A 21,756-nucleotide genomic window follows, 5' to 3' on the forward strand; every position below is an offset into this window, starting at 1 on the left:
CCCGCCGTGAGGGCCTGTCTTAGCGGCTCTCGCGGCTGATAGACACGCTCTTCACCTGCGCGTACAGCCACTGCCCAGGGCGGATCGCCAGTTCATCGCGCGCCCAGGGCGTGATCCGCGCCCACAGCACGTGTTCCCCGACCGCCAGCTTCACTTCCACCTGCCCATCCACGTCCAGACACTCGCTTACCTTGGCCGGCAACACGTTGCGAATGCTGCTGTTGACCGGTGGCTGCAGCACCAGCGAGACATCGGCGGCGTTGATGCGGATGCGCAGCTGGGTGCCCAGTTCGGCGTCGATGCCGCTGACCCACAGCCTTTGATCGCCGAGCGCCAGCGCGGTCATGGCATAGCGTTGATGATGCTCAATCACGCTGACGCGCAGCACGCTGCTCTGATCTTCACGCTGCAGCCACGGCCGCAGCGCGCTGCTGGCCCAAACGGCTTCCAGCCCGCCGAACGCGCGCACCTCGCCGCGATCCAGCACCATCACCTGCTCGGCCAGGCGCAGGATCTCGTCCAGGCTATGGCTGACGTAGAGGATGGGGATGTTGACGTCCTGCGCCAACCGCTCCAGATACGGCAGTAGCTCGCGTTTGCGCGGCAGATCGAGCGAGGCCAGCGGCTCGTCCATCAGCAGCAGTTCCGGCGCGGTCAGCAGCGCGCGGCCGATCGCCACCCGCTGTTTTTCACCGCCGGAGAGCGTCAGCGGCAGCCGATTGAGCAGCGGCCCGATGCCCAGCAGCTCGACGATGGTGTTGAACTGCGCGCGCATGCCGGCCGCCATGCCGTATTGCAGGTTGCCGCGCACCCGATAGTGCGGGAACAGCCGCGCATCCTGAAACACGTAGCCGATACGGCGCTTTTCCGGCGGCAGGCAAAGGCCCGCGGCGGTATCCACCAACGTGCGGCCATTGAGCGCGATTCGCCCCTGCTGCAAACGGGTCAGGCCGCCGATGGCGTTGATCAGGGAAGTTTTGCCCGCGCCGGACAGGCCGAAAATCGCGGTGATGCCCTGCGCCGGCAAATCGGCGCGGACGTTGAGATTAAGGTCGCCCAGCTGCTGCGAGAAATCCAGCTCCAGCATTTACACCCCCATCCGTTTGCGGCCCCAGCGGGCCAGCCATTCGGACACCATCAGCGAAGCCAGCGACAGCACGATGGCGATCGCGCACAGCCGCGCGGCGGCGGCTTCCGCTCCCGGCGTTTCGATCAGCGTATACATCGCCAGCGGAATGGTGCGGGTTTCACCGGGAATGTTGGAGACAAAGGTGATGGTGGCGCCGAACTCCCCCAGCGAGCGGGCGAAGGCCAGCACCACGCCGACAATGACGCCGGGCAGCGACAGCGGCAGCGTGACGGTGAAAAACACCCGCCACGGGTTGGCGCCCAGCGTGCGCGCCGCCTGCTCCAGCCGGGTATCCACCGCCTCCAGCGCCAGCCGGATGGCGCGCACCATCAATGGAAACGCCACCACCGCCGATGCCAGCGCGGCGCCGCGCCAGCTAAAGCTGAAGCTGAAGCCGAACCAGTCGTACAGCCACTCGCCGATGACGCCGCGCCGCCCCATGGCGATCAGCAGCAAATAGCCGACCACCACCGGCGGCAGCACCAGCGGCAGGTGAATGACGCCGTCCAGCAGCGCCTTGCCGGGAAAGCGGCAACGCACCAACACCCAGGCCATCAGAATGCCGAACGGCAGGCTGCAGACCACCGCCAAACCGGAGACTTTCAGGCTCAGCTCAACCGCCTGCCACTCGTACTCACTCAGAATCATTTACGCGGGGTGAATCCATAATGTTCGAAAATAGCGGCCGCTTCCGGGCCCTTCAGATAGGTATAGAAAGCGCTGACCGTCGGATTTTGACGATCTTTCACCATCGCCATCGGATATTCAACCGGTTTGTGGCTGTCTTCCGGGAACACGCCCACCACTTTCACCTTGTCGCTGGCGACCGCGTCGGAGCCGTAGACGATGCCGAGCGGTGCTTCACCGCGCTCCACCAGCGCCATCGCGCTGCGCACGTTGTTGGCGCGCGCCAGTTTCGGTTCCAGCGCGCTCCAGGCGCCCAGATGTTCCAGCGCCTCTTTGGCGTAGATGCCGGCCGGCACGTGATCCGGATCGCCCACAGCCAGGCGGCCGCCGCTGAGCAGCTTGGCCCAGTCGGTCTGCTTGTCGATGGCGATCTTGTCTTGCTTATCGCTCTTGGCGGCGATCAGCACCAGTTCGTTGCCCAGCAGCGTGTAGCGGGTGTCTTTCACCATTTGCTGTTTGTCGATGGCGTAATCCATCCACTGTTGATCGGCGGAGATGAACAGATCGGCCGGGGCGCCCTGCTCAATTTGGCGCGCCAGCGTCGAGGACGACGCGAAGGAGGAAACCACCTGCACGTCCTTGCCTTTTTGATACTGGGTGGCGATGTCCTGCAGCGCGTTGGTCAGCGACGCGGCGGCGAACACGGTGATCTTTTCCGTCGCCGAAGCCTGTGCCACCAGGCCCGATGCCAACACGATCCCGCCAACCCATTTGGTCCATTGCTGTTTCATTGTTTTTCTCCGCAAGTTAACGTGCATTATCACTCTTCGTTATATAAAAAATAATATAACGTTGCGCGAAAGCTTGTCATGCGGTTTATCGGCAAAGCGTGAGATAACTTGAGGAATGCCCGCCGGGCGATGCCGGCGGGTATCGAGATGGGGAACGGTCAGTGCTGGGTGCGGTTTTCTTTCGAACGGCCCACTTTGGAGAAGACGTTGAACACTTCGCCAAAACCGTAGATCAGGCCGAGGATCAGCGCCATGACCACCGGCACCATGACCACGGCAAACAACAGACTTTTCAATAATTCCAACATGATAGCCTCGCTTAACTGCCCATTGAGCGGCAAATGCCTTTCACCGCATACCGGGTTATTCTAACCCAAAAAATCGCTAAAACCGGAGTTATTTTAGCCAGCGGGGCGAAATTGTGATCGGCCAAACGTGCCCTTTCCACCGGGCTCATGCCGGGGCGGGGTAATAGATCAGCGGCGGCGCATAGCCGGCGGGCGCCGCCAGCCGGGCTTCCACCCCGTACACCGCGCGAATGTGCTCCGGCGTCAGCGCCTGCCGCGGCGTGCCCGCCGCACAGATCCCGCCCTGCTGCAGCAGCGCCACCCGATCGCAATAACAGGCCGCCAGATTCAGATCGTGCAGCGTCACCACCACGCTGAGTTTCAGCCGCCGCAGCAAGGCCATAAACTGCTGCTGATGGGCGATATCCAGATGGTTGGCGGGCTCATCCAGCAGCAGCCACGGCGTTTGCTGCGCCAGCGCGCGCGCCAGATGCACCCGCTGTTGTTCACCGCCGGACAGCCGCTGCCAATCGCGATCGGCCAGGTGGCTGATGCCCACTTGCTCCATCGCCTGCCCGGCGAGGCGGCGATCCTCGGGGCCGAAACCGCGCCAGCGGCCGATATGGGCCAGGCGCCCCAGCAGCACCGCCTCCTTCACCGGCAGCGCGAAGGTGCCGGGGGCGGATTGCTCGAGAAAAGCGATGCGCCTGGCGCGCTCCCGCCCGGAAAACGCGGTAATTTGGCGCCCTGCCAGCCAAACGCGGCCCCCGGCGACGGGCTGCAACCCGGCCAACAGCTTGAGCAACGTGGATTTACCGCTGCCGTTGACGCCGAGCACGCCGGTGACCTCACCGGGCAAGGCGCAGAAACTGAGATTTTCCAGCACAGTGCGTTCGCCCGCTCGCCAGCTCACCCCCTCGGCGCACAGGCCGGATCGCGCTTTTTCAATCGTCATGCATTGACCTTCCGATACAGCAACAGCAGGAATACCGGCACCCCCAGCAGCGCGGTCAGCACGCCGACCGGCAGCTCGCGCGGAGCAAACAGCGTTCTGGCCAGGGTGTCCGCCGCCACGGCGAACAGCGCACCGCACAGCGCGCTGGCCGGCAACAGCAGCCGATGCCGCGAGCCGACCAGCCGCCGGGCGACATGCGGCACCGTCAGCCCGATAAATCCCACCGCGCCGCTGAACGCGACGATCGCCGCCGTCAGCGCGGTGGTCACCACATACAGCAGCAGCTTCAGCGGAGCCACCGCCACCCCCAGCGAAGCGGCGGTCACGCCGCCAAACGCCAGCGCGTCCAACTCACCCGCCCGCAGCCAAGACAGCAGCAGCGCCGCCGCCAGCGCCAACCCGCACAGCCCGACCTGCGGCCAGCGCGCGTCGCTGAACGATCCCAGCAGCCAGAACATCACGCCGCGCGTGGCGTTGGCGTCCGCCTGCCAGAGGGTGATCAGCGAAGTCAGCGCGGAGAGCAGCTGCGTCACCGCCACCCCGGCCAGGATAAACAGCGTGGACTCCCCCTGCAGCGAACGCCCGGCCAGCAGCATCACCAACGCAAACGCTCCCAACGCGCCGATAAACGCACCGCCGGACACCGACAACAGGCCGCCCCCCAGTCCCAATACCAGCACCGTTACCGCTCCCACGCCGGCGCCGGAGGAGATGCCCAGCACCCAGGGATCGGCCAGCGGGTTGCGGGTCAGCGACTGCAGCACGGTGCCCGCCAACGCCAATCCGGCGCCGGCCAGCGCCGCCAACAGCGCGCGCGGCATCCGCAGCGACCAGATGATGCGCTGATACACATCGGTATCGGTCGCCGCGCTGCCGCTGACGCCAAGCACAATGCGCCAGGCGTCGTGCCACGCGATCGGCGCTGGCCCCGACAGGGTTGCGCCCAGCAGGGCCAGCGGCAGCGCCGCCGCCAGCAACAGCAGCCAGCCGGCCTCACGGCCGGGCAGTAACCGCCGGATCATGCTATTTCCAGCCTGCGATCACATAGTCGTCCAGCAGCTGCCACACCGTCCCCGCCTCGCTGAAACCGGCCTGCCTGAGGGCCGCGAGCTGGAAATCCACCGGCGTCGGCGGCGGCACCGGGCGGCCGGCGAACAGCGCTTCACGCTCGGCCTGATAAGCGGCCAACGCCGGCGATTGCAGCGCGCCCGCAAACCAGCGATCCCAATCCTCAACGCCGTTGTCCCAGGCGCGCTGTTGGGTCTGCTCGTCGTGCCGCTCCGCCAACGCTTTCAGCCGCGGCTGGCGCTGGTCATAGCGCTGATGATCGGCGTTCAGGAACACGCCGCCGTCGGCCAGCAGCCCGGCGACGTTGCGGTACAGCGCCAGCTGCTGCTCGGGCATCAGCCAGTGCAGCGCCGTGCTGGACACCGCCGCCTGCGGCGCGGGGCCGGACAGCGCGGCAAAACAGGCCGGATCCGCCAGATCGGCCTGCAGAATGCGGATCCGATCGCCGTAGGCCGCCAGCGCACCGCGCGCCACCGCCAGCAGCAGCGGATCGAGATCGATGGCGGTCACCCTGGCCTGCGGAAAGCGCTGCAAAATGCGCAGGCTCAGCGAGCCCGGGCCGCAGGCCAGATCCACCACGTGAAAATCCTGGCCGGCGGCCAGCGCCAGCACGTCCAGCTGGGCGTTAAAACGCGCTTCCCGCTCGGCGATGTAGGCCGCCTGCTGGCGATCCCAGGAGTCCAGCAGCGAAGAGAATGAAACGGCAGTCATATCAAGGTTCCTTGTTGGAAAAAGTCGGCGCCTGCGGCGGCAAGGCCGCCAGGCCCCGAATCAAACGGCCCAGCGCCGCCACGGTGCGGGCGGAAGGGTCCATGTCGTAACCGGGGAGGATCACGTAGCGCCGCTGACGCACGGCGCGCAGCGTCGCGGTCAGCGGGTGATGCTCCAGAAAGGCGATCTTGTCGGCCGCGCTGTCGCCGAGGCCGCCGCGCGGCAGATCGCCAAGCACGATCGCATCCGGATCGCGGGCGGCGATAACCTCCCAGGACACCGTCGGCCACAGCTCGGGCCGGTCGCCGAACAGGTTCTCGCTGCCGACGCTGCGGCTCAGCAAGCCTGGCGCGCCGCAGCAGCCCGCCACATAGGGCGTTTGCGCGCCAGCATACCACCACAGCAGACGCAAATGCGGCAGCTGAGCACGCTGTGGTTCGAGCGCCCTCAACTGCCCACGCAGCCGTTCGACCAGCGCTTCACCGGCGCGGCTGACGTTGAAAATGCGCGCCAGCTCCCGCAGCTCGGTGAAAATGTCTTCGAACGCCAGCGCGGCGGCGATCGCGCTTTGCTGGCCGCTGCAGGCGCCGGGAGAGAGATAAGTGCCGATGCCCCATTCTGCCAGCCGCGCCCGATCGGGCGTTTCCGGGCTGTGCAGCCAGTAATAGCTGGCCGAATAGACAAAATCCGGCCGCATCAGCAGCAACGCTTCCGCCGTGGGCGGCGCCGGGCTGGTGGGCGCCTGCAGCGCATCGGCCGTCGGCGAGGGATCGCGCGCGCGGTCATACCCAACCACGCCGATCGCGCGGCCAGCCAGCCCCAGCGCCAGCAGGTTTTCCAACGCCGGGTTGGCGTAAACCAGCACCCGCTGCGGCGGCTGCGGGTAATCGTGCGTTACCCCGCAATTTTGCAGGCTGACGGCATCGGCGCGCAGCGGCGCGCCCCCGCCCAATCCCAGGGCGCACAACAGCAGGGCAAGCCGGCGTTTCACGCCGTCAGAACCTGACCGACACGAAGGTTTCATAACTGCGCGGCGGCGCGATCAGCGCCTGATCCGGGTAAGTGCGCTGGTAGGCGTACAGCTGGTTGGTGGCGTTGCGAATGCGAAAGCCGACATCGACGATCGGCGTCAGCTGATAATCCGCCGCCAGATCGAACGTGGTGTACGCGCGCATCTTGCGCTGGTTGGCGTCGTCGTTGTAACTGCTGCCGACGTAGCGCAGTGAAGAAGCCAGCCCCAGGCGCTCCGTCGCCTGATAATGCACGCTGAGGTTGGCGGTCCAGTCCGGGATATAGGCCGGGCGATTGCCGTTGTAGCTGCGCAGCGGGCTACCGCCGCGATAGTCGTCGTAGCGGGCATGCGTGTAGGCGGCGTTGCCGGCCAGCTCCCAGCGCTCGTCGGGACGCAGCACCACGCCAAGCTCGATGCCGCGCGACGTCTGCCTGCCTACCGCGTTCAACGCATCCGGCCGCTGCGCGTCGGGCACAAACAGGTTGTCCTTGCGCAGTTCGTACAGCGCCAGCGTCGCCTCGCCTTTGTTACCCCAGAACTGCCCTTTGGCGCCGGCCTCCCACTGGCGCGCTCGCGTCAGCGGCAGATCGGTCTGCGTTGGGCTGAGGAAGAACAGATCGTTGCCCGGCTCCTGGCCGGTGGTGTAGTTGGCGTAGAGCGTGAGGTTATCGGTCAATGCATAGCTGGGGCCCAGGCTCCAGGTGCTGAAAACGTAGGTGTGCGCGCGGCTCTCTTCCTGCGGCCCCTGGAAGCGCCAGTCCATGTTCATATGGTTGTAGCGCAGCTGGCCCAGCAGCGCTAAACGCTCGGTCAGGCTGAAGCGATCTTCAAGAAAGGCGGCGTACTGGTTCTGGGTAACGTGGCGCACCGGCGCGCGTTGGCGGTCGGTTCCCTGGGCGAACGGCTCTCGGGGCGGCGCGCCAAGCGGCACGTCTTCGGATCCGGGGAAGCCGTTGGAGTAATACTGAAAATGCCGCTTGCTCAGATCGAGGCCGACCAGCAACCGGTTATCGAAACCGGCGATGGCGCGATCGAGCACCAGCGAACTGCGGTTGCCGATCAGATCGTCGTCGTGCGCCAGGGCGCCGAAGGAGTCGCGGTTGACGTCGCCGGGTCGGGCCGCCGCCGCGACGCGAAAGCGTTCGACGTTGCGCCACTCGCGAAAGCCGCTGTAGTAATAGAATTGGTTATGCCACTCCACTTCGGGCGTCATAAACCAGTCCAGACTAGCCTGAAATGCGGTGGCGTTGCTCTGGATGCGGCTGTCGGTCAGGTTGTTGTAATTGATGTCGCGCAGCTCGCCGGCAATGCGCCCGTCCAGCAGCGGCGTGCCGTAGTAAGGGTTGTTGGTGCGGTTGAGCGTGCGGTCCAGGCTCAGCGTCAACAGCGCATCGTCCGTCAGTTTAAACAGCAGCGAGCCGGAAACCCGCTTCTGCCGATCGCGTTCGTACTGCACGTTGCTGCCGCTGTCGTTGCCGCTGACGTCCAGCCGGTACGCCACCGCATCGTCCACCAGCGCGCCGCCGGCTCCCAGATGCAATCGCTGGCTGCGGTAGCTGCCGAAGCCATAATCGAGCTCAAGCGGCTGGCGGCTGAAGGTCGGCCGCCGCGAGATCAGGTTGACGCTGCCGCCCGCGGCGCTCAGGCCGTTCAAGGCCGATCCCGGCCCGCGCAGTATCTCGATGCTGTCGTAATGCGCCGGATCGCCCAGCTGCAGCGTGCTGCCGGGCATCTCCACGCCGTTATACAGCCAGGCGATCGGCCGGAAACCGCGCGCGGAAAAGTTGTTGGACAGCGTCGGCGAAGCGACGCCGGACAGGCCAGTGGCGTGCTCGACGGCGGCGGCCAGCGAGCGATCGCCCCGCTGTTGGATCGCTCTTGCGCTGATGATATCGACGCTGCGCGGCGTCTCCCGAGCGGTCAGCCCAAGCTGCGAAGCGCTGCGGCTCACGGCGTTCAACGCATCGTAGCGCCCGGCGGGGGCCGCCGCCTCCACGGTGAGCTGTTCTTCGCATCCCATGGCATTGCGGGCTTTATCGCAGTCGGCGGCGAAAGCCAACGGCGCCGTCAGTGCGCCGCCGACCCAGGCGGCGGCAAGGCATAACGATTTTCTGGGCGTGACAAGACGCCAGCGTGTCGTACTCATGTGAAGCATCCCTGTGGTGAAATAAAAACCGGCCGCAGCCAGCGTAAAGCCTTATCGTTTTTCTGTTATGTTATATTATAACAACAAAGCAATGCCAGTCTTTATTGCCCCGCCCTCCAACGCACTGCGCTTGGCGCTTTGCCGCCAAATCGGCGACAATAAGATTTTTGCCGCCGACAGGATGCGCTATGCAGGCCGAAATTCTTCTGACTCTCAAACTCCAGCAAAAGCTGTTCGCCGATCCGCGCCGCATCGCGCTGCTGAAACAGGTGCAGCACACCGGCTCCATCAGCCAGGGCGCCAAACTGGCGGGCATCAGCTACAAAAGCGCCTGGGACGCCATCAATGAGATGAACCAGTTGGCGGAACAAACGGTGGTGGAACGCGCCACCGGCGGTAAAGGCGGCGGCGGCGCACAGCTGACGCACTATGGCCAGCGGTTGATCCAGCTGTATGACCTGCTGGGCCAGGTGCAGCAAAAAGCTTTCGACGTGTTGCAGCAGGACGATCTGCCGCTCGACAGCCTGCTGGCGGCCATCTCGCGCTTCTCGCTGCAAACCAGCGCGCGCAATCAGTTCTTCGGTACCGTCATCGAACGCGATCATCAGCAAGTGCAGCAGCACCTGGCGATTTTGTTGAATGACGGCACCACTCGCCTGACGGCGGCCGTCACCCAGCAAAGCGCCGACCGGCTGCAGCTGACGCCGGGCAAAGAGGTGCTGGCGCTGATCAAGGCGCCCTGGGTGCGGTTAAGCGTCGATACCGCGGAGCATGCCGGCGCGGATAACGCGCTGGCGGGCGTGGTGGCCGGCATTCAGCCGGGCGCCGAACACAGCGAGGTGCTGGTGACGCTGGCGGGTGGCGAAACCCTGTGCGCCACCCTGACGACGGCGGAGCTGCAGCGCCTGCAGCTGAGCGTCGGCACCGCCGTACACGCCCTGTTCAACGCCGATCGCGTGATTGTCGCCACGTTGTGTTAAGCGCAACATGACGTTGCGTTTTTGTTGATTGACATCACCCTGCAATGCGCCTATTCCTAAGGCAAATAATTGCAAAAAAAGGAACAGGTGATGTCGTCGTTGCACATTTCGCAAGGTTCATTCCGCTTAAGCGATACCCGCACCCTGACGCTGGACGCGCTGGAAATCCAGGCCGGCGACAGCTGGGCCTTCGTCGGCGCCAACGGCAGCGGCAAATCCGCCCTGGCGCGCGCGCTGGCCGACGAACTGGTTCTGCTGAGCGGTGAGCGCCGCAGCGACTTTCAGCACGCGGTGCGCATCTCCTTCGAACAGCTGCAAAAAATGGTCAGCGACGAGTGGCAACGTAACAACACCGATCTGCTCAGCGCGGACGAGGACGACACCGGCCGCACCGCGGCGGAAATCATTCAGGAAGAGGTGCAAGACGCCGCGCGCTGTGAGCGGCTGGCCGCGCAGTTCGGCATCACCGCCCTGCTGACGCGCCGCTTCAAATACCTCTCCACCGGCGAAACGCGCAAAACCCTGCTGTGCCGGGCGCTGATGCCCGAGCCTGACCTGCTGATCCTCGACGAACCCTTCGACGGGCTGGACGTGCACTCGCGCGCGCAGCTCGCCACGCTGCTGAGCGAGCTTTCCGCCCAGGGCCAGACCGTGGTGCTGGTGCTCAACCGGTTCGACGACATCCCGGATTTTGTCCGGCAGGTGGGCGTGCTGGCGGACTGTACCCTGACCAACCGCGGGCCGCGCCGCCAGGTGATGGCGGACGCGCTGGTGGCGCAGCTGGCGCACAGCGAAAACCTCAGCGGGCTGGCGCTGCCGGAGGAGGAGGATCCAACGCAAAAGGTCGCGCTGCCGGCGGATCGGCCGCTGATCGTCCTGCGCGACGGCGTGGTCAGCTATAACGACCGGCCGATCCTCAATCATCTCGACTGGCAGGTTAACCCCGGTGAACATTGGCAGATCGTCGGCCCGAACGGCGCCGGCAAATCCACGCTGCTCAGCTTGATCACCGGCGATCACCCGCAGGGCTACAGCAACGATCTGACGCTGTTCGGCCGCCGCCGCGGCAGCGGGGAAACCATTTGGGAGATCAAGCGCCATATCGGCTACGTCAGCAGCAGCCTGCATCTGGATTATCGCGTCAACACCAGCGTGCGCAACGTGGTGCTGTCGGGGTTCTTCGATTCGATCGGCATTTATCAGGCGGTTTCGGATCGTCAGCGGCAGCTGACCGAGCAATGGCTGGCGCTGCTCGGGCTCGACGGCGCGCGCGGCGGCGCCCCGTTCCACAGCCTTTCCTGGGGCCAACAGCGGCTGGCGCTGATCGCCCGCGCGCTGGTGAAACACCCGGCGCTGCTGATCCTCGACGAGCCGCTGCAAGGGTTGGATCCGCTCAATCGCCAGCTGGTGCGCCGCTTCATCGACGTGCTGATCGGCCAGGGCGCCACCCAGCTGCTGTTCGTCTCGCACCATGCCGAAGACGCGCCGCAGTGCATCACACACCGCCTCAGCTTCGTGCCCGACGGCGAGGGCGGCTACGGCTACCAACAGCAACGGCTGGAGGCGGCTTCCGCCTGAAGCGCGGCGTAAACATATCCGGCAACACTTCACCGCAGCACATCACATTTGGCCTTTTATCATAGAAAGAAAGAAGGCCATTTTCTGGAGACGCCATGTCCGCTGCGTTGATTATCATCGACCTGATCGAGGATCTGATCGGGCCCAAAGGGCGCGCCAACCACTGCCGCGAACAGGTGACGGCAAGCCACCTGCTCGCCAACGTCAATGCCGCCGCGGCCTACGCCCGGGTGCGAAAAATCCCGGTGATTTGGGTGCGGACGGGATTTGCCGACGATTATCATGACATCCCGCTCCACTCACCGCTGTTCAACCATTTGAAACAGATAGGCGCGCTGCGGCTAAACGGCCCGGGCTGCCGCTGGGCGCCCGATCTGCATCAGGAGGAGACCGATCTGCAGTTTGATAAAACGGCGGTCAGCGCTTTCTCCGGTAACAATTTGTTAGCCTGGCTGCGGCAACATCGGTGCCATCATCTGCTGCTGGCGGGCGTCAGCACGCCGCTCGCCATCGAGAGCACCGCGCGTCAGGCGCACGACGCCGGCTTCCAGGTGACCGTGCTGCACGATCTGTGCGCAGCCCCCACGCAGGAGCTCCACCAGCAGAGCCTGGACACCCTGCAAAACCTGGCGGAAATCGCCCGTTCGCAGGCCTGGATGCAAGGCTGACCTCAATACCGCCGGTCGTGTGGGCCGGCACCCTGCACGGATGCGTCACTGCCCCGACCTTTAGCGTCATCTTGGTGTGCTACTATCCGCTCTAGCGCTCAATTTTGCCATCATCGCACGCCGCATAGGCGCTGAGCGCCGTGTACATATTTTAAAGGGACATATCATGTGGGGCGTACTGGCTGCTTCGTTATTTTTCTTACCGTTTAACCGGCTGATAGCCTGGGTTATCCTGGCCGCCTCGGCGGGCATGGGGCTTTATCATGGGGTATTGACGCCGCTCAGCCTGGGTTGCCTGTTGGCCATCGTGGCGCTGGCGGGGCTACGTCACCATTTTCGCGAGCGGCGTAGTCTGGCGATCGCGTTCGAAGGGCTGGTGGTCGCCGGCTGCGTGGCGCTGTTCTTGCACCTGGTGCCGGGCATCCACAATCAGCTGATGATCGACGGTGAAAAAGCCGGCCCGCTCAGCGCGCCGTTCACTATGTATTACAACTTCGACAAGGCGATGGTGCCCTTCCTGCTGTTCGCCTGCTTGCCCACGCTGTTTTCCGCTGAACGCGGCGGCAACGTCGGCAAAGCGGGCTGGATTGCGCTGCTGCTGGCCGTGCCGGCGCTGTTGCTGCTGGCCGTGGCGCTGGGCGGCTTAAAAATCGAGCTGCATGCGCCCGCCTGGATCCTGCCTTTCGTGATGGCGAACCTGTTCTTCGTCTGTATGGCCGAAGAAGCGCTGTTTCGCGGCTACCTGCAGCAGCGCCTCAGCCAGTGGCTGGGCGCCTGGCCGGCGCTGATCGTCGCTTCTCTGGTGTTCGGCGCCGCGCATTTGGCCGGCGGCATGCTGATGGTGATCTTCGCGACGCTGGCCGGGGTAATCTACGGCCTGGCGTGGATGTGGAGCGGCCGCCTGTGGGTGCCGATTCTGTTCCATTTCGGGCTTAATCTGACCCATCTGCTGTTCTTTACCTACCCGCTGTATCAGCATCCTTAACGGCTGACGCCGGCAGAGAGCCCTTCTCTGCCGGCAGGTCGGGTGAAAACGCTATCATCGGCAGCGCACCGCAATGCCCTCAATCACGTTGCCAACGGCTTTTCTCCGCCCATCAGGCGCTTTTTATCACAGTGTAAACGATTCCATTTTTCGCGTTAGATCACCTTTTTAGCGCCGCGGGCGTGCTATCTTTTTGCGCAATGACCTCTCCCTGTTCAGCAAAGGGCGTATTAAGACGGTAATTGGAAGCGATTACACCCTCGTCGACGCCAAGAAAGGAACCGTATGACAGAATTTAACCCTATCGATCATCCGCACCGCCGCTACAACCCGCTGAGCGGCCAATGGGTGCTGGTCTCACCGCACCGCGCCAAGCGCCCCTGGCAGGGCCAGCAGGAGACCGTCCCGACGGAAACGCTGCCGGCGCACGATCCCGACTGTTTCCTGTGCCCGGGAAACGCGCGCATCACCGGCGATCGCAATCCGGATTATCGCGGCACCTACGTCTTCACCAATGATTTCGCCGCGCTGCTGAGCGATACGCCGCCAGCGCCCGACAGCCAGGATCCGCTGATGCGCAGCCAGAGCGCGCGCGGCGTCAGCCGGGTGATCTGCTTCTCTCCCGATCACAGCAAGACCCTGCCCGAACTGACGCTGCCGGCGCTGGAGCAGGTGATCGCCGCCTGGCAGGCGCAAACCGATGAGCTGGGCAAGCACTATCCCTGGGTACAGCTGTTCGAAAACAAAGGCGCGGCGATGGGCTGCTCCAACCCGCACCCGCACGGGCAGGTCTGGGCCAACAGTTTTTTGCCGAACGAGGCCGAACGCGAAGATCGCCTGCAGCACGCGTATTTTCGGGAACACGCCTCCCCGCTGCTGCTGGACTATGCGCAGCGCGAGCTGGCCGCCGGCGAACGCATCGTGGTAAACACCGAACACTGGCTGGCGGTGGTGCCCTACTGGGCCGCCTGGCCGTTTGAAACGCTGCTGCTGCCGAAAGCGGCGGTGCAGCGCATTACCGATCTCAGCGCGGCGCAAAGCCAGGATCTGGCGCTGGCGCTGAAGAAGCTGACCAGCCGCTACGACAACCTGTTCCAGTGCTCCTTCCCCTATTCGATGGGATGGCACGGCGCGCCGTTCAACGGTGCCGACAACCGACACTGGCAGCTGCACGCCCATTTCTATCCGCCGCTGCTGCGTTCAGCCAGCGTGCGCAAATTTATGGTCGGTTACGAGATGCTGGCGGAAGCCCAGCGCGATCTGACCGCCGAACAGGCCGCAGAGCGTCTGCGCGCCGTCAGCGATATTCATTACCGTGAAGCCGGAGCCCAAGCATGAGCCTGAAACCGCTTACCCATTCTCTGTTTACCGAACACTTTGGCTACGCGCCGGCGTTGACCATCCAGGCGCCGGGGCGGGTGAACCTGATCGGCGAACATACCGATTACAACGACGGCTTCGTGCTGCCCTGCGCTATCGATTACCAAACCGTCATCGCCTGCGCCAAGCGCGACGACCGCCAGATCCGCGTGCTGGCCGCCGATTATCAGCATCAGCAGGATCAATTCTCGCTCGACGATCCGATCGTCAGCCACCCCGATCAGCGCTGGTCGGACTATGTGCGCGGCGTGGTGAAGCACCTTCAGCGCCGCAACGCCGACTTCGGCGGCGCGGATCTGGTGATCGCCGGCAATGTGCCGCAGGGCGCGGGGCTCAGCTCCTCCGCCGCGCTGGAAGTGGCGGTGGGCCAGGCGCTGCAGGCGCTCTATCAGCTGCCGCTGGACGGCGTAGCGCTGGCGCTGAACGGCCAGGAAGCGGAGAACCAGTTCGTCGGCTGCAACTGCGGCATCATGGACCAGCTGATCTCCGCGCTCGGCCGGCGCGACAGCGCGCTGCTGATCGACTGCCGATCGCTGGAGGCCCGGGCGGTGCCGATGCCGGACAACGTCGCGGTGGTGATAATCAACTCCAATGTGCAACGCGGGCTGGTGGACAGCGAGTACAATATCCGCCGCAAACAGTGCGAGGAAGCCGCGCGGTTCTTCGGCGTCAAGGCGCTGCGCGACGTCAGCCCGGAAGAGTTCGAAGCGCGTCAACATCAGTTGGATCCGCTGGTGGCCAAACGCGCGCGCCATGTCATCAGCGAGAACGCCCGCACGCTGGCGGCGGCCGACGCGCTGGCGGCCGGCGATCTGCAACGCATGGGCCGGCTGATGGCGGAGTCGCACGCCTCGATGCGCGACGACTTTGAAATCACCGTGCCGCCGATCGATAAGCTGGTCGAGATCGTCAAAGCGGCGATCGGCCCGCGCGGCGGCGTGCGCATGACCGGCGGCGGCTTTGGCGGCTGTGTCGTCGCGCTGATGCCGCAGGATCTCGTGGAGACGGTGCGTGCCGCCGTAGCGCACGAGTATCCGCGGCAAACCGGCGGATTGCAGGAAACGTTCTATGTCTGCCAGGCTTCGCAAGGCGCCGGCCTATGCTGACCGCAACCACGGCAGTTGCCCCCGATGGGCAACCTTATCAGCTGACGCAGCTGCAAAACGCCGGCGGCATGACGGTGACGCTGATGGACTGGGGCGCCACCTGGCTGTCCGCCGTCTTGACGCTCAAATCCGGTGAAAGCCGCGAGCTGTTGCTTGGCTGCCGCAGCCCGGCGGACTACCAACGTCAGGGCGCCTATCTGGGCGCCACCGTCGGCCGTTACGCCAACCGCATCGCCAACGCCAGTCTGCTCATCGACGGGAACCCCCATGCGCTGGCCGCCAATCAGGGCGCCCACCAGCTGCACGGCGGCCCCGACGGTTTCCATGCCCGCCGCTGGCGCCGGGTACAGCATGATGCGCAGCAGGTCTGCTATGTGCTGCACTCGGCGGAGGGCGATCAGGGCTTTCCCGGCAATCTCGACGTGCAGGTTTGTTACCGCCTGACTCATGACAATCGCCTGGAAATCAGCTATCTGGCGCAGGTCGATCGCCCCTGCCCGGTCAACCTGACCAACCACGCCTATTTCAACCTGGACGGCGCCGGCACCGACGCCCGCGCCCAGCGGCTGCAGCTGTTCGCCGATCGCTATCTGCCCGTCGACGCCGAGGGCATTCCCTGCGCCGATCTGACGCCGGTGGACGGCAGCGGCATGGATTTTCGCCAGCCGAAAACGCTGCTGCAGGATTTCCTGCGCGACAGCGACCAGCAGCGGGTAAAAGGCTACGATCACGCATTCCTGCTGCATCGTACCTGCGGGGCGCTGGAGAGCCCGGCGGCTCATTTGTGGTCCGCCGACGGGCAAGTGCAAATGAGCGTGTTCACCGACGCGCCGGCGCTGCAACTCTACAGCGGCAATTACCTGGCCGGCACGCCGGCGCGCGATGGCGGCAGCTACGCCGACCATGCCGGCGTGGCGCTGGAGAGCGAGTTCTTGCCGGACAGCCCGCACCATCCCGAGTGGCCGCAGCCGGACTGCTGGCTGCAGCCGGGGAGCCGCTATCGCAGCGCCACGCATTATCAGTTTTATCCTATCTGACCCGCCACGCCCCTCGCCGTGCGGCCGGGGGCAATTTGTTATAAATGCTTACCTTTTAACGCTATCCCCCCACCGGCGCCCGCCTTCCCTTATTCCAAAGCGCGCACTACACTCAGGCTACCGTGATAAGCACAACGCCTTGTGCAACGTCACCTTTTTCGGCCGATGGCGGCCAATCAATAGCTGAAGGAACACCTATGCGTCTGATTACTGCACTTCCATTGCTGGCGGGCTTAATGCTGAGCACCAATCTGATGGCGGCCGACGCGACGACGGCGACGAAAACGCCTTCGCCGGCGCAGGCGGCTCAACAGAAACGCATGACCGACTGCAACCAGCAGGCATCCACCAAATCGCTGAAAGGCGCCGATCGTTCCACCTTCATGAGCACCTGTCTGAAATCCGAAGGCTCCGCCGCGACGGGCAAAACCCTGACGCCGCAGCAGCAGAAAATGAAGAACTGCAACGCCGACGCCAAGACCAAAGATCTGAAGGGCGACGCGCGTAAAACCTTCATGAGCAACTGCCTGAAAAAATCGGCCTGATTTCCCCCACGCCACGGCGCGCCCGAAGCGATTTTGGCGCGCCGTTTCCCCCCTCGCAGCGCCAGCCTGAACGATTCAGCTTTTTCCTTTCGCCAGCCCTTACTTTGCGGCAAGAAATTGGCTATGGTTAGACACTATCGATTGCCGAGCCCCGGCCCGCGGCAATATAATGATTTTCGTTATCATTGAAATGTCAGATTATTAAGGAGTTAAGCTATGGCTGTAACTAAGCTGGTTCTGGTGCGTCACGGCGAAAGCCAGTGGAACCAAGAAAACCGCTTCACCGGTTGGTACGATGTCGATCTGTCCGACAAGGGCCGCACCGAAGCGAAAGCAGCAGGCAAGCTGTTGAAAGAGGAAGGTTTCACTTTCGACTTCGCTTACACCTCCGTACTGAAGCGCGCGATCCACACCCTGTGGAACATCCTCGACGAGCTGGATCAGGCCTGGTTGCCGACCGAAAAATCCTGGAAGCTGAACGAACGTCACTACGGCGCGCTGCAGGGTCTGAACAAAGCGGAAACCGCCGAAAAATACGGCGACGAGCAGGTGAAACAATGGCGTCGCGGCTTCGCGGTGACCCCACCTGAACTGACCAAAGAAGACGAACGTTACCCTGGCCACGATCCGCGCTACGCTTCGCTGACCGAGCAAGAGCTGCCGCTGACCGAAAGCCTGGCGCTGACCATCGATCGCGTTATTCCTTACTGGGACGAAGAGATCCTGCCACGCATCAAGAGCGGCGAGCGCGTGATCGTTGCGGCGCACGGCAACTCGCTGCGCGCGCTGGTGAAATACCTGGATAACCTGAGCGAAGACGAAATCCTCGAGCTGAACATCCCAACCGGCGTGCCGTTGGTGTATGAGTTCGACGAGAACTTCAAGCCAACCAAACGTTACTACCTGGGTAACGCCGACGAGATCGCTGCAAAAGCGGCCGCCGTGGCAAACCAGGGTAAAGCGAAGTAATTTCGCCCGTTAACGTAAAAGCCCCCGGTGAAAACCGGGGGCTTTTTTATTACTGCTGCGCCATCGCCTCGTTCACCGCGTCCAGCCGTTCCTGCATCGCCGGATGGGTGCTGAGCCAGGCCGGCAACGCCCAGTCATCGGCCTTTTCGCGTTCAGGCGCCTGCGCCAACGCGCGGTAGATCGCCGCCATTTGCGCCAGCGAACGCCCCTGGCGCTGCATTTCCGCTATCGCAAACGCATCCGCCTCACGCTCCATGCCGCGGGAAAACTGCATCTCATTCACGAAGGACGCAGACTGCAGCAGCGTGTCGCCGATGCCGCTGACGTCGCCGGTCATCCACATCAGCGTCAACGCCACCAGTGACGAACGCACCAGCATGCGCATCGGATGGCGATAAGCGTGATGCCCCATCTCATGCAGCATCACCGCCGCCAGAGCGTCGTCGTTTTTCGACAGGGCGACCAGCCCATCGCTGAGCACCAGCGTACCGTCCGGCAACATAAAGGCGTTCGGCGCACCGGGCGCCGCCATCAGCTTCAACGACAGCGGCGTACGCTCCTGGCGCATCTCGGCCGGCATCACCTGCCGGAACAGCTGCTGCAACGCCTGCTGCCGCTCGGCCGGCAATGCGGAGGGTTCAAAGCCGCTTTGGCTCAAAAACGTCTGCGTATGTTCGCCCAGCGTCTGTTCCACCGAAGTAGGGATGCGCATGGCGATCTCGCTGCTCGCCCACGGCAGCACGACGTTAACGTAGGCCACAACCGCCAGCAGCGTCATCAGCAGCGCCACGGCGACGCCGCGTTTGTAACGCTCCAGGCGATGCACCCAGCCCGGCGAACGGCGCTGATAGAACCAGCGGCGGAAGGCCGCATCGTCATCCGGCACAAAGCGCGCGCCGTCCTTAAAGGTCAGCGTCAGCGGAATACTGCCCAGCGCCGCAGAGACGGTGATGTCGGCCAAGGGGATGTAACGTTGCTCATCCTGCCGCTGCAGCGTCACACCCTCGCCGCTTTCGTTCACCAGCAGGCGAGCCGCCTCACGTGCGGCCCGCCCCGGCAACTGATAGGCGCCCTCGAGGATCATCGGCGCCTCAGAAGCTGCCGCCCAGATCCAGCGCCTGCACCGCTTCTTCGGCCACCGCGCTGTTGGCGGTTTCCTGATGCGCCGCGATGTCCAGCAACGCCAGATCGCCTTCGACCGCCGTGCACTCCGCCAGATAACGGGCGTGGCGCACTTCCGCCACCGGCACGGCGAAACCGAGCGAGAACAGGGTGATCAGGGTATTGGTGATCAACAGCCCCATATACGGCAGCGTTTGCATGGAAGAGCGCAGTTTAACGTTGCCGTTCAGCGTCGCCTGGTTAAACAGATAGTTGCGTTGGGCGACGACCTGGTAGCTGCCGGCGATCAAGGCGCCAATCAGCAGCACCACCATCATCAGCAGCAGACTGCCAATATTTTCCAACACCAGCAAATCGGCGGTTTCATCCGTCAGCATGCCCATCAATACCATTTGGTACAGCGACAGAATGAACGACCCCATACACACCAGCGCCGCCAACATAAACGGCAGGAAAATGAGCAGGCCGATCAAGGCAAATTTGATAAAGGCCGACTTTTTCAGCTCGGCAATAAACGGCGTATTCCCGAAAAACAGGTTATTAACGTACAGATCGTGCTGCAGCGCGCTAATAATACCGTTGACGGCGGCGAATGCCGGCACGGCCAACAGCAGCGTCAACACCAACATCAGGCCGATGGCGTTGATGCTTTCAAAACCGCTGCCAATGCTGAGCAAAATGATTAAGGCGACATAAAGCCCGATAATCAGCAATAGCGGGCAGAACAGTAACGCCCAATAAGCGCGCCCGGTGCGGCATACATAATTAAAACGCACGCCGCGATAGCTCGACATAATCGCATTGTAGCGCCAGCTGCGGATAACGATCCACGGCAGCAGAGCAAGCAACACCAGCAAAGCCAGCAGCCCCAGCAGTGGCGTTACCGCCAACAGGATATAAAATACGATGAGGCCGCCGATCACCAACAGCCGCCCTTTCAGAATTTGCAGCGGTTGCGCATGGTAATCGAAACGATCGCCGTCCAATTCCGTGTTGCCGTAAAAATAGCGGCGGCGGCGCACCGTCGCCCAGGCGGAATAGATGCCCAGCGTCACGATGGTCAATAATGCGTTGACCAACCAAATCGCGAAGTACTCGCCACCTTTCCCATGGAATTTAATCCGGTGCAGCCCCAGCGGCTGCGAGGTATTGCTTGTCATAATTCTTTCGTCCTGAAAGTAATAGGTCATACCACTCCCCGCTTATTTGTCATGCGGGGTTTGCGGAATAAAAAAGCGTCTTATATAAGCACAATGCCGCGAGCAGTGACAATTATTCTTTTATTAAATAGGAATAATGCGAAGGTGGCCGCTTAATGATTTCATTGGCCTATTAAGTGTAAGCCTTAAATTAGCGGGAGAGAGAAGTACAATGACAAGGATAAAACAAGGGCCCGCTGCCGGGCCCGTTTCATTTTTTGCGATTATCCGCGGCGCGCTTTCACCGCCGCCGCCAGATCGCGCAGCACGGTTTCGGTATCCTGCCAGCCGATGCAGCCGTCGGTCACGCTCTTGCCGTAAACCAGCGGTTCGCCGCTTTCGAGGTTCTGGTTGCCTTCCACCAGGTGGCTTTCGATCATCACGCCGATGATCGCTTTTTCACCGCCGCTAATCTGCCCGCAAACGTCAGCGCTCACATCCATCTGCTTTTTGAACTGTTTGCTGCTGTTGGCATGGCTGAAGTCGATCATCACCTGCGCCGGCAGCCCGGCTTTGCTCAGGCCGGCTTTGACGTCCTTCACGTGCGCCGCGCTGTAGTTCGGCTCTTTGCCGCCGCGCAGGATAATGTGGCAGTCGCCGTTGCCGCTGGTGTTCACGATCGCCGAGTGGCCCCATTTGGTCACCGACAGGAAGCAGTGCGGCGCGCCGGCGGCGTTGATGGCGTCGATCGCCACCTTGATGGTGCCGTCGGTGCCGTTCTTGAAGCCGACCGGGCAGGAAAGGCCGGAGGCCAGCTCGCGGTGCACCTGCGATTCCGTGGTGCGCGCGCCGATGGCGCCCCAGCTCATCAGATCCGCCAGGTACTGCGGCGTGATCATGTCGAGGAATTCGCCGGCGGCCGGCAGGCCGCTGTCGTTGATCTCCACCAGCAGCTTGCGCGCCAGGCGCAGACCGTCGTTGATGTTGAAACTGTTGTCCATCTGCGGATCGTTGATCAGGCCTTTCCAGCCCACGGTGGTGCGCGGTTTTTCGAAGTATACGCGCATGACCACTTCCAGCTCGCCGCTCAGTTCTTCACGCAGCGCCAGCAGGCGCCCCGCGTACTCTTTGGCAGCTTTCGTATCGTGGATAGAGCAAGGGCCAATCACCACCAGCAGGCGATCGTCGCTGCCGCGGAGGATATTGTGAATTGCGCTGCGGGCCTGGGACACCGTCTTTGCTGCGCGTTCAGTGGCCGGGAATTTCTCCAGCAAAGCCACCGGCGGCAGGAGTTCCTTAATATCATTAATGCGTAAATCGTCGTTTTGGTAATTCATAGCTTTTCCATTCGGTATCGAGGGGTATTTCGCAGTGCGTAACGGTGTAGATCCCAACAATCTAGCCTGTGGGAATGGCGCTGTAAATCACCTTTGCCCCCCGCCGCTGGAACCGCCAAATTAACAGCAGATTGTGCTGTTTCATCAGGGGAGCGCAGAGCCTCCTTTTTCGCTATGCTAGCGA

Annotated in this window: 21 protein-coding genes; 9 read left to right on the forward strand and 12 right to left on the reverse strand. The window is 63.2% G+C overall.

Going from position 1 to position 21,756, the window contains the following annotated elements:
* Positions 1-19: 19 nt before the first annotated feature.
* The 9 genes from modC to REA38_RS05550 form a co-directional block, all read right to left on the reverse strand.
* Entirely contained in the window at positions 20-1,087 is a 1,068-nt protein-coding gene (gene modC / locus REA38_RS05510) for a molybdenum ABC transporter ATP-binding protein ModC (protein WP_016928697.1), read from the reverse strand.
* Positions 1,088-1,777, reverse strand: a complete 690-nt coding sequence (gene modB / locus REA38_RS05515) for a molybdate ABC transporter permease subunit (protein WP_033653514.1) — start codon at positions 1,775-1,777, stop codon at positions 1,088-1,090. It lies immediately after the preceding gene.
* Positions 1,774-2,547 carry a molybdate ABC transporter substrate-binding protein gene (gene modA / locus REA38_RS05520; protein WP_308885246.1) on the reverse strand — a complete coding sequence of 258 codons (774 nt, stop codon included), beginning with the start codon at positions 2,545-2,547 and terminating at the stop codon, positions 1,774-1,776. The genes modB and modA overlap by 4 nt, the downstream gene beginning before the upstream one ends.
* A gap of 158 nt (positions 2,548-2,705) precedes the next feature.
* On the reverse strand, positions 2,706-2,855 hold the full coding sequence (locus tag REA38_RS05525; protein ID WP_004939813.1) for an AcrZ family multidrug efflux pump-associated protein: 150 nt from the start codon (positions 2,853-2,855) through the stop codon (positions 2,706-2,708).
* A 145-nt stretch (positions 2,856-3,000) separates the two neighbouring features.
* Positions 3,001-3,789 carry an ABC transporter ATP-binding protein gene (locus REA38_RS05530; protein WP_308885247.1) on the reverse strand — a complete coding sequence of 263 codons (789 nt, stop codon included), beginning with the start codon at positions 3,787-3,789 and terminating at the stop codon, positions 3,001-3,003.
* Complete coding sequence (locus REA38_RS05535) at positions 3,786-4,811, reverse strand: iron ABC transporter permease (RefSeq protein ID WP_308885249.1); 1,026 nt, start codon at positions 4,809-4,811, stop codon at positions 3,786-3,788. Before REA38_RS05535 ends, REA38_RS05530 begins: the two co-directional genes overlap by 4 nt.
* 1 nt (position 4,812) lies before the next feature.
* A complete protein-coding gene (locus REA38_RS05540) occupies positions 4,813-5,568 on the reverse strand; it encodes a class I SAM-dependent methyltransferase (RefSeq protein ID WP_308885251.1) in 756 nt (251 codons plus the stop codon).
* A gap of 1 nt (position 5,569) precedes the next feature.
* Positions 5,570-6,559 carry an ABC transporter substrate-binding protein gene (locus REA38_RS05545; RefSeq protein ID WP_308885252.1) on the reverse strand — a complete coding sequence of 330 codons (990 nt, stop codon included), beginning with the start codon at positions 6,557-6,559 and terminating at the stop codon, positions 5,570-5,572.
* Positions 6,560-6,563: 4 nt separating this feature from the next.
* Positions 6,564-8,726, reverse strand: coding sequence for a TonB-dependent receptor (locus tag REA38_RS05550; RefSeq protein WP_308885253.1), 2,163 nt, complete (start codon positions 8,724-8,726; stop codon positions 6,564-6,566).
* A 188-nt stretch (positions 8,727-8,914) separates the two neighbouring features.
* On the opposite strand from REA38_RS05550, the gene modE reads away from it, so the two are divergent.
* The 9 genes from modE (at position 8,915) to gpmA (ending at position 17,974) form a co-directional block, all read left to right on the forward strand.
* On the forward strand, positions 8,915-9,706 hold the full coding sequence (modE, locus tag REA38_RS05555) for a molybdenum-dependent transcriptional regulator (protein WP_041033928.1): 792 nt from the start codon (positions 8,915-8,917) through the stop codon (positions 9,704-9,706).
* Between the two features lie 90 nt (positions 9,707-9,796).
* Positions 9,797-11,284 (forward strand): molybdate ABC transporter ATP-binding protein ModF, encoded by a 1,488-nt coding sequence (gene modF / locus REA38_RS05560; protein ID WP_308885254.1) that lies wholly within the window; start codon positions 9,797-9,799, stop codon positions 11,282-11,284.
* Between the two features lie 95 nt (positions 11,285-11,379).
* Positions 11,380-11,952, forward strand: a complete 573-nt coding sequence (locus REA38_RS05565) for a cysteine hydrolase family protein (RefSeq protein WP_060429668.1) — start codon at positions 11,380-11,382, stop codon at positions 11,950-11,952.
* Positions 11,953-12,118: 166 nt separating this feature from the next.
* On the forward strand, positions 12,119-12,937 hold the full coding sequence (locus REA38_RS05570; RefSeq protein ID WP_033647143.1) for a CPBP family intramembrane glutamic endopeptidase: 819 nt from the start codon (positions 12,119-12,121) through the stop codon (positions 12,935-12,937).
* A 285-nt stretch (positions 12,938-13,222) separates the two neighbouring features.
* Positions 13,223-14,275, forward strand: a complete 1,053-nt coding sequence (galT, locus tag REA38_RS05575; protein ID WP_060421193.1) for a galactose-1-phosphate uridylyltransferase — start codon at positions 13,223-13,225, stop codon at positions 14,273-14,275.
* Positions 14,272-15,423, forward strand: coding sequence for a galactokinase (gene galK, locus REA38_RS05580; protein WP_041033922.1), 1,152 nt, complete (start codon positions 14,272-14,274; stop codon positions 15,421-15,423). Before galT ends, galK begins: the two co-directional genes overlap by 4 nt.
* Positions 15,417-16,460 (forward strand): galactose-1-epimerase, encoded by a 1,044-nt coding sequence (gene galM / locus REA38_RS05585; protein ID WP_308885257.1) that lies wholly within the window; start codon positions 15,417-15,419, stop codon positions 16,458-16,460. Before galK ends, galM begins: the two co-directional genes overlap by 7 nt.
* A 197-nt stretch (positions 16,461-16,657) precedes the next feature.
* A complete protein-coding gene (locus tag REA38_RS05590; RefSeq protein WP_033637480.1) occupies positions 16,658-17,005 on the forward strand; it encodes a PsiF family protein in 348 nt (115 codons plus the stop codon).
* A 216-nt stretch (positions 17,006-17,221) separates the two neighbouring features.
* A complete protein-coding gene (gpmA, locus tag REA38_RS05595; RefSeq protein WP_004939834.1) occupies positions 17,222-17,974 on the forward strand; it encodes a 2,3-diphosphoglycerate-dependent phosphoglycerate mutase in 753 nt (250 codons plus the stop codon).
* Between the two features lie 49 nt (positions 17,975-18,023).
* Here the strand turns inward: gpmA and REA38_RS05600 are convergent, their stop codons facing one another.
* From REA38_RS05600 to aroG, 3 genes are all read right to left on the reverse strand, one after another.
* Positions 18,024-19,058, reverse strand: a complete 1,035-nt coding sequence (locus REA38_RS05600) for a M48 family metallopeptidase (RefSeq protein WP_308885260.1) — start codon at positions 19,056-19,058, stop codon at positions 18,024-18,026.
* A gap of 7 nt (positions 19,059-19,065) precedes the next feature.
* Entirely contained in the window at positions 19,066-20,256 is a 1,191-nt protein-coding gene (locus REA38_RS05605; RefSeq protein ID WP_033647495.1) for a YjgN family protein, read from the reverse strand.
* 263 nt (positions 20,257-20,519) lie between these two features.
* Positions 20,520-21,572: a 3-deoxy-7-phosphoheptulonate synthase AroG gene (gene aroG, locus REA38_RS05610; RefSeq protein ID WP_033637478.1), complete on the reverse strand. Its 1,053-nt coding sequence runs from the start codon at positions 21,570-21,572 to the stop codon at positions 20,520-20,522.
* Positions 21,573-21,756: the final 184 nt, after the last annotated feature.

The organism is Serratia sp. MF1(2023) (assembly GCF_030954545.1).
Lineage (GTDB): Bacteria > Pseudomonadota > Gammaproteobacteria > Enterobacterales > Enterobacteriaceae > Serratia > Serratia sarumanii.

Excerpts from the sequence above, each read along its gene's own strand:
- REA38_RS05570 (WP_033647143.1), top strand. The coding sequence starts at position 12,119 with ATGTGGGGCGTACTGGCTGCTTCGTTATTTTTCTTACCGTTTAACCGG.
- galM (WP_308885257.1), top strand. The coding sequence starts at position 15,417 with ATGCTGACCGCAACCACGGCAGTTGCCCCCGATGGGCAACCTTATCAG.
- modC (WP_016928697.1), bottom strand. The coding sequence starts at position 1,087 with ATGCTGGAGCTGGATTTCTCGCAGCAGCTGGGCGACCTTAATCTCAAC.
- REA38_RS05565 (WP_060429668.1), top strand. The coding sequence starts at position 11,380 with ATGTCCGCTGCGTTGATTATCATCGACCTGATCGAGGATCTGATCGGG.
- REA38_RS05605 (WP_033647495.1), bottom strand. The coding sequence starts at position 20,256 with ATGACAAGCAATACCTCGCAGCCGCTGGGGCTGCACCGGATTAAATTC.
- REA38_RS05525 (WP_004939813.1), bottom strand. The coding sequence starts at position 2,855 with ATGTTGGAATTATTGAAAAGTCTGTTGTTTGCCGTGGTCATGGTGCCG.
- modE (WP_041033928.1), top strand. The coding sequence starts at position 8,915 with ATGCAGGCCGAAATTCTTCTGACTCTCAAACTCCAGCAAAAGCTGTTC.
- REA38_RS05600 (WP_308885260.1), bottom strand. The coding sequence starts at position 19,058 with ATGATCCTCGAGGGCGCCTATCAGTTGCCGGGGCGGGCCGCACGTGAG.
- REA38_RS05535 (WP_308885249.1), bottom strand. The coding sequence starts at position 4,811 with ATGATCCGGCGGTTACTGCCCGGCCGTGAGGCCGGCTGGCTGCTGTTG.
- REA38_RS05550 (WP_308885253.1), bottom strand. The coding sequence starts at position 8,726 with ATGAGTACGACACGCTGGCGTCTTGTCACGCCCAGAAAATCGTTATGC.
- REA38_RS05530 (WP_308885247.1), bottom strand. The coding sequence starts at position 3,789 with ATGACGATTGAAAAAGCGCGATCCGGCCTGTGCGCCGAGGGGGTGAGC.
- REA38_RS05540 (WP_308885251.1), bottom strand. The coding sequence starts at position 5,568 with ATGACTGCCGTTTCATTCTCTTCGCTGCTGGACTCCTGGGATCGCCAG.
- galK (WP_041033922.1), top strand. The coding sequence starts at position 14,272 with ATGAGCCTGAAACCGCTTACCCATTCTCTGTTTACCGAACACTTTGGC.
- modB (WP_033653514.1), bottom strand. The coding sequence starts at position 1,777 with ATGATTCTGAGTGAGTACGAGTGGCAGGCGGTTGAGCTGAGCCTGAAA.
- gpmA (WP_004939834.1), top strand. The coding sequence starts at position 17,222 with ATGGCTGTAACTAAGCTGGTTCTGGTGCGTCACGGCGAAAGCCAGTGG.
- aroG (WP_033637478.1), bottom strand. The coding sequence starts at position 21,572 with ATGAATTACCAAAACGACGATTTACGCATTAATGATATTAAGGAACTC.
- REA38_RS05590 (WP_033637480.1), top strand. The coding sequence starts at position 16,658 with ATGCGTCTGATTACTGCACTTCCATTGCTGGCGGGCTTAATGCTGAGC.
- modF (WP_308885254.1), top strand. The coding sequence starts at position 9,797 with ATGTCGTCGTTGCACATTTCGCAAGGTTCATTCCGCTTAAGCGATACC.
- galT (WP_060421193.1), top strand. The coding sequence starts at position 13,223 with ATGACAGAATTTAACCCTATCGATCATCCGCACCGCCGCTACAACCCG.
- modA (WP_308885246.1), bottom strand. The coding sequence starts at position 2,547 with ATGAAACAGCAATGGACCAAATGGGTTGGCGGGATCGTGTTGGCATCG.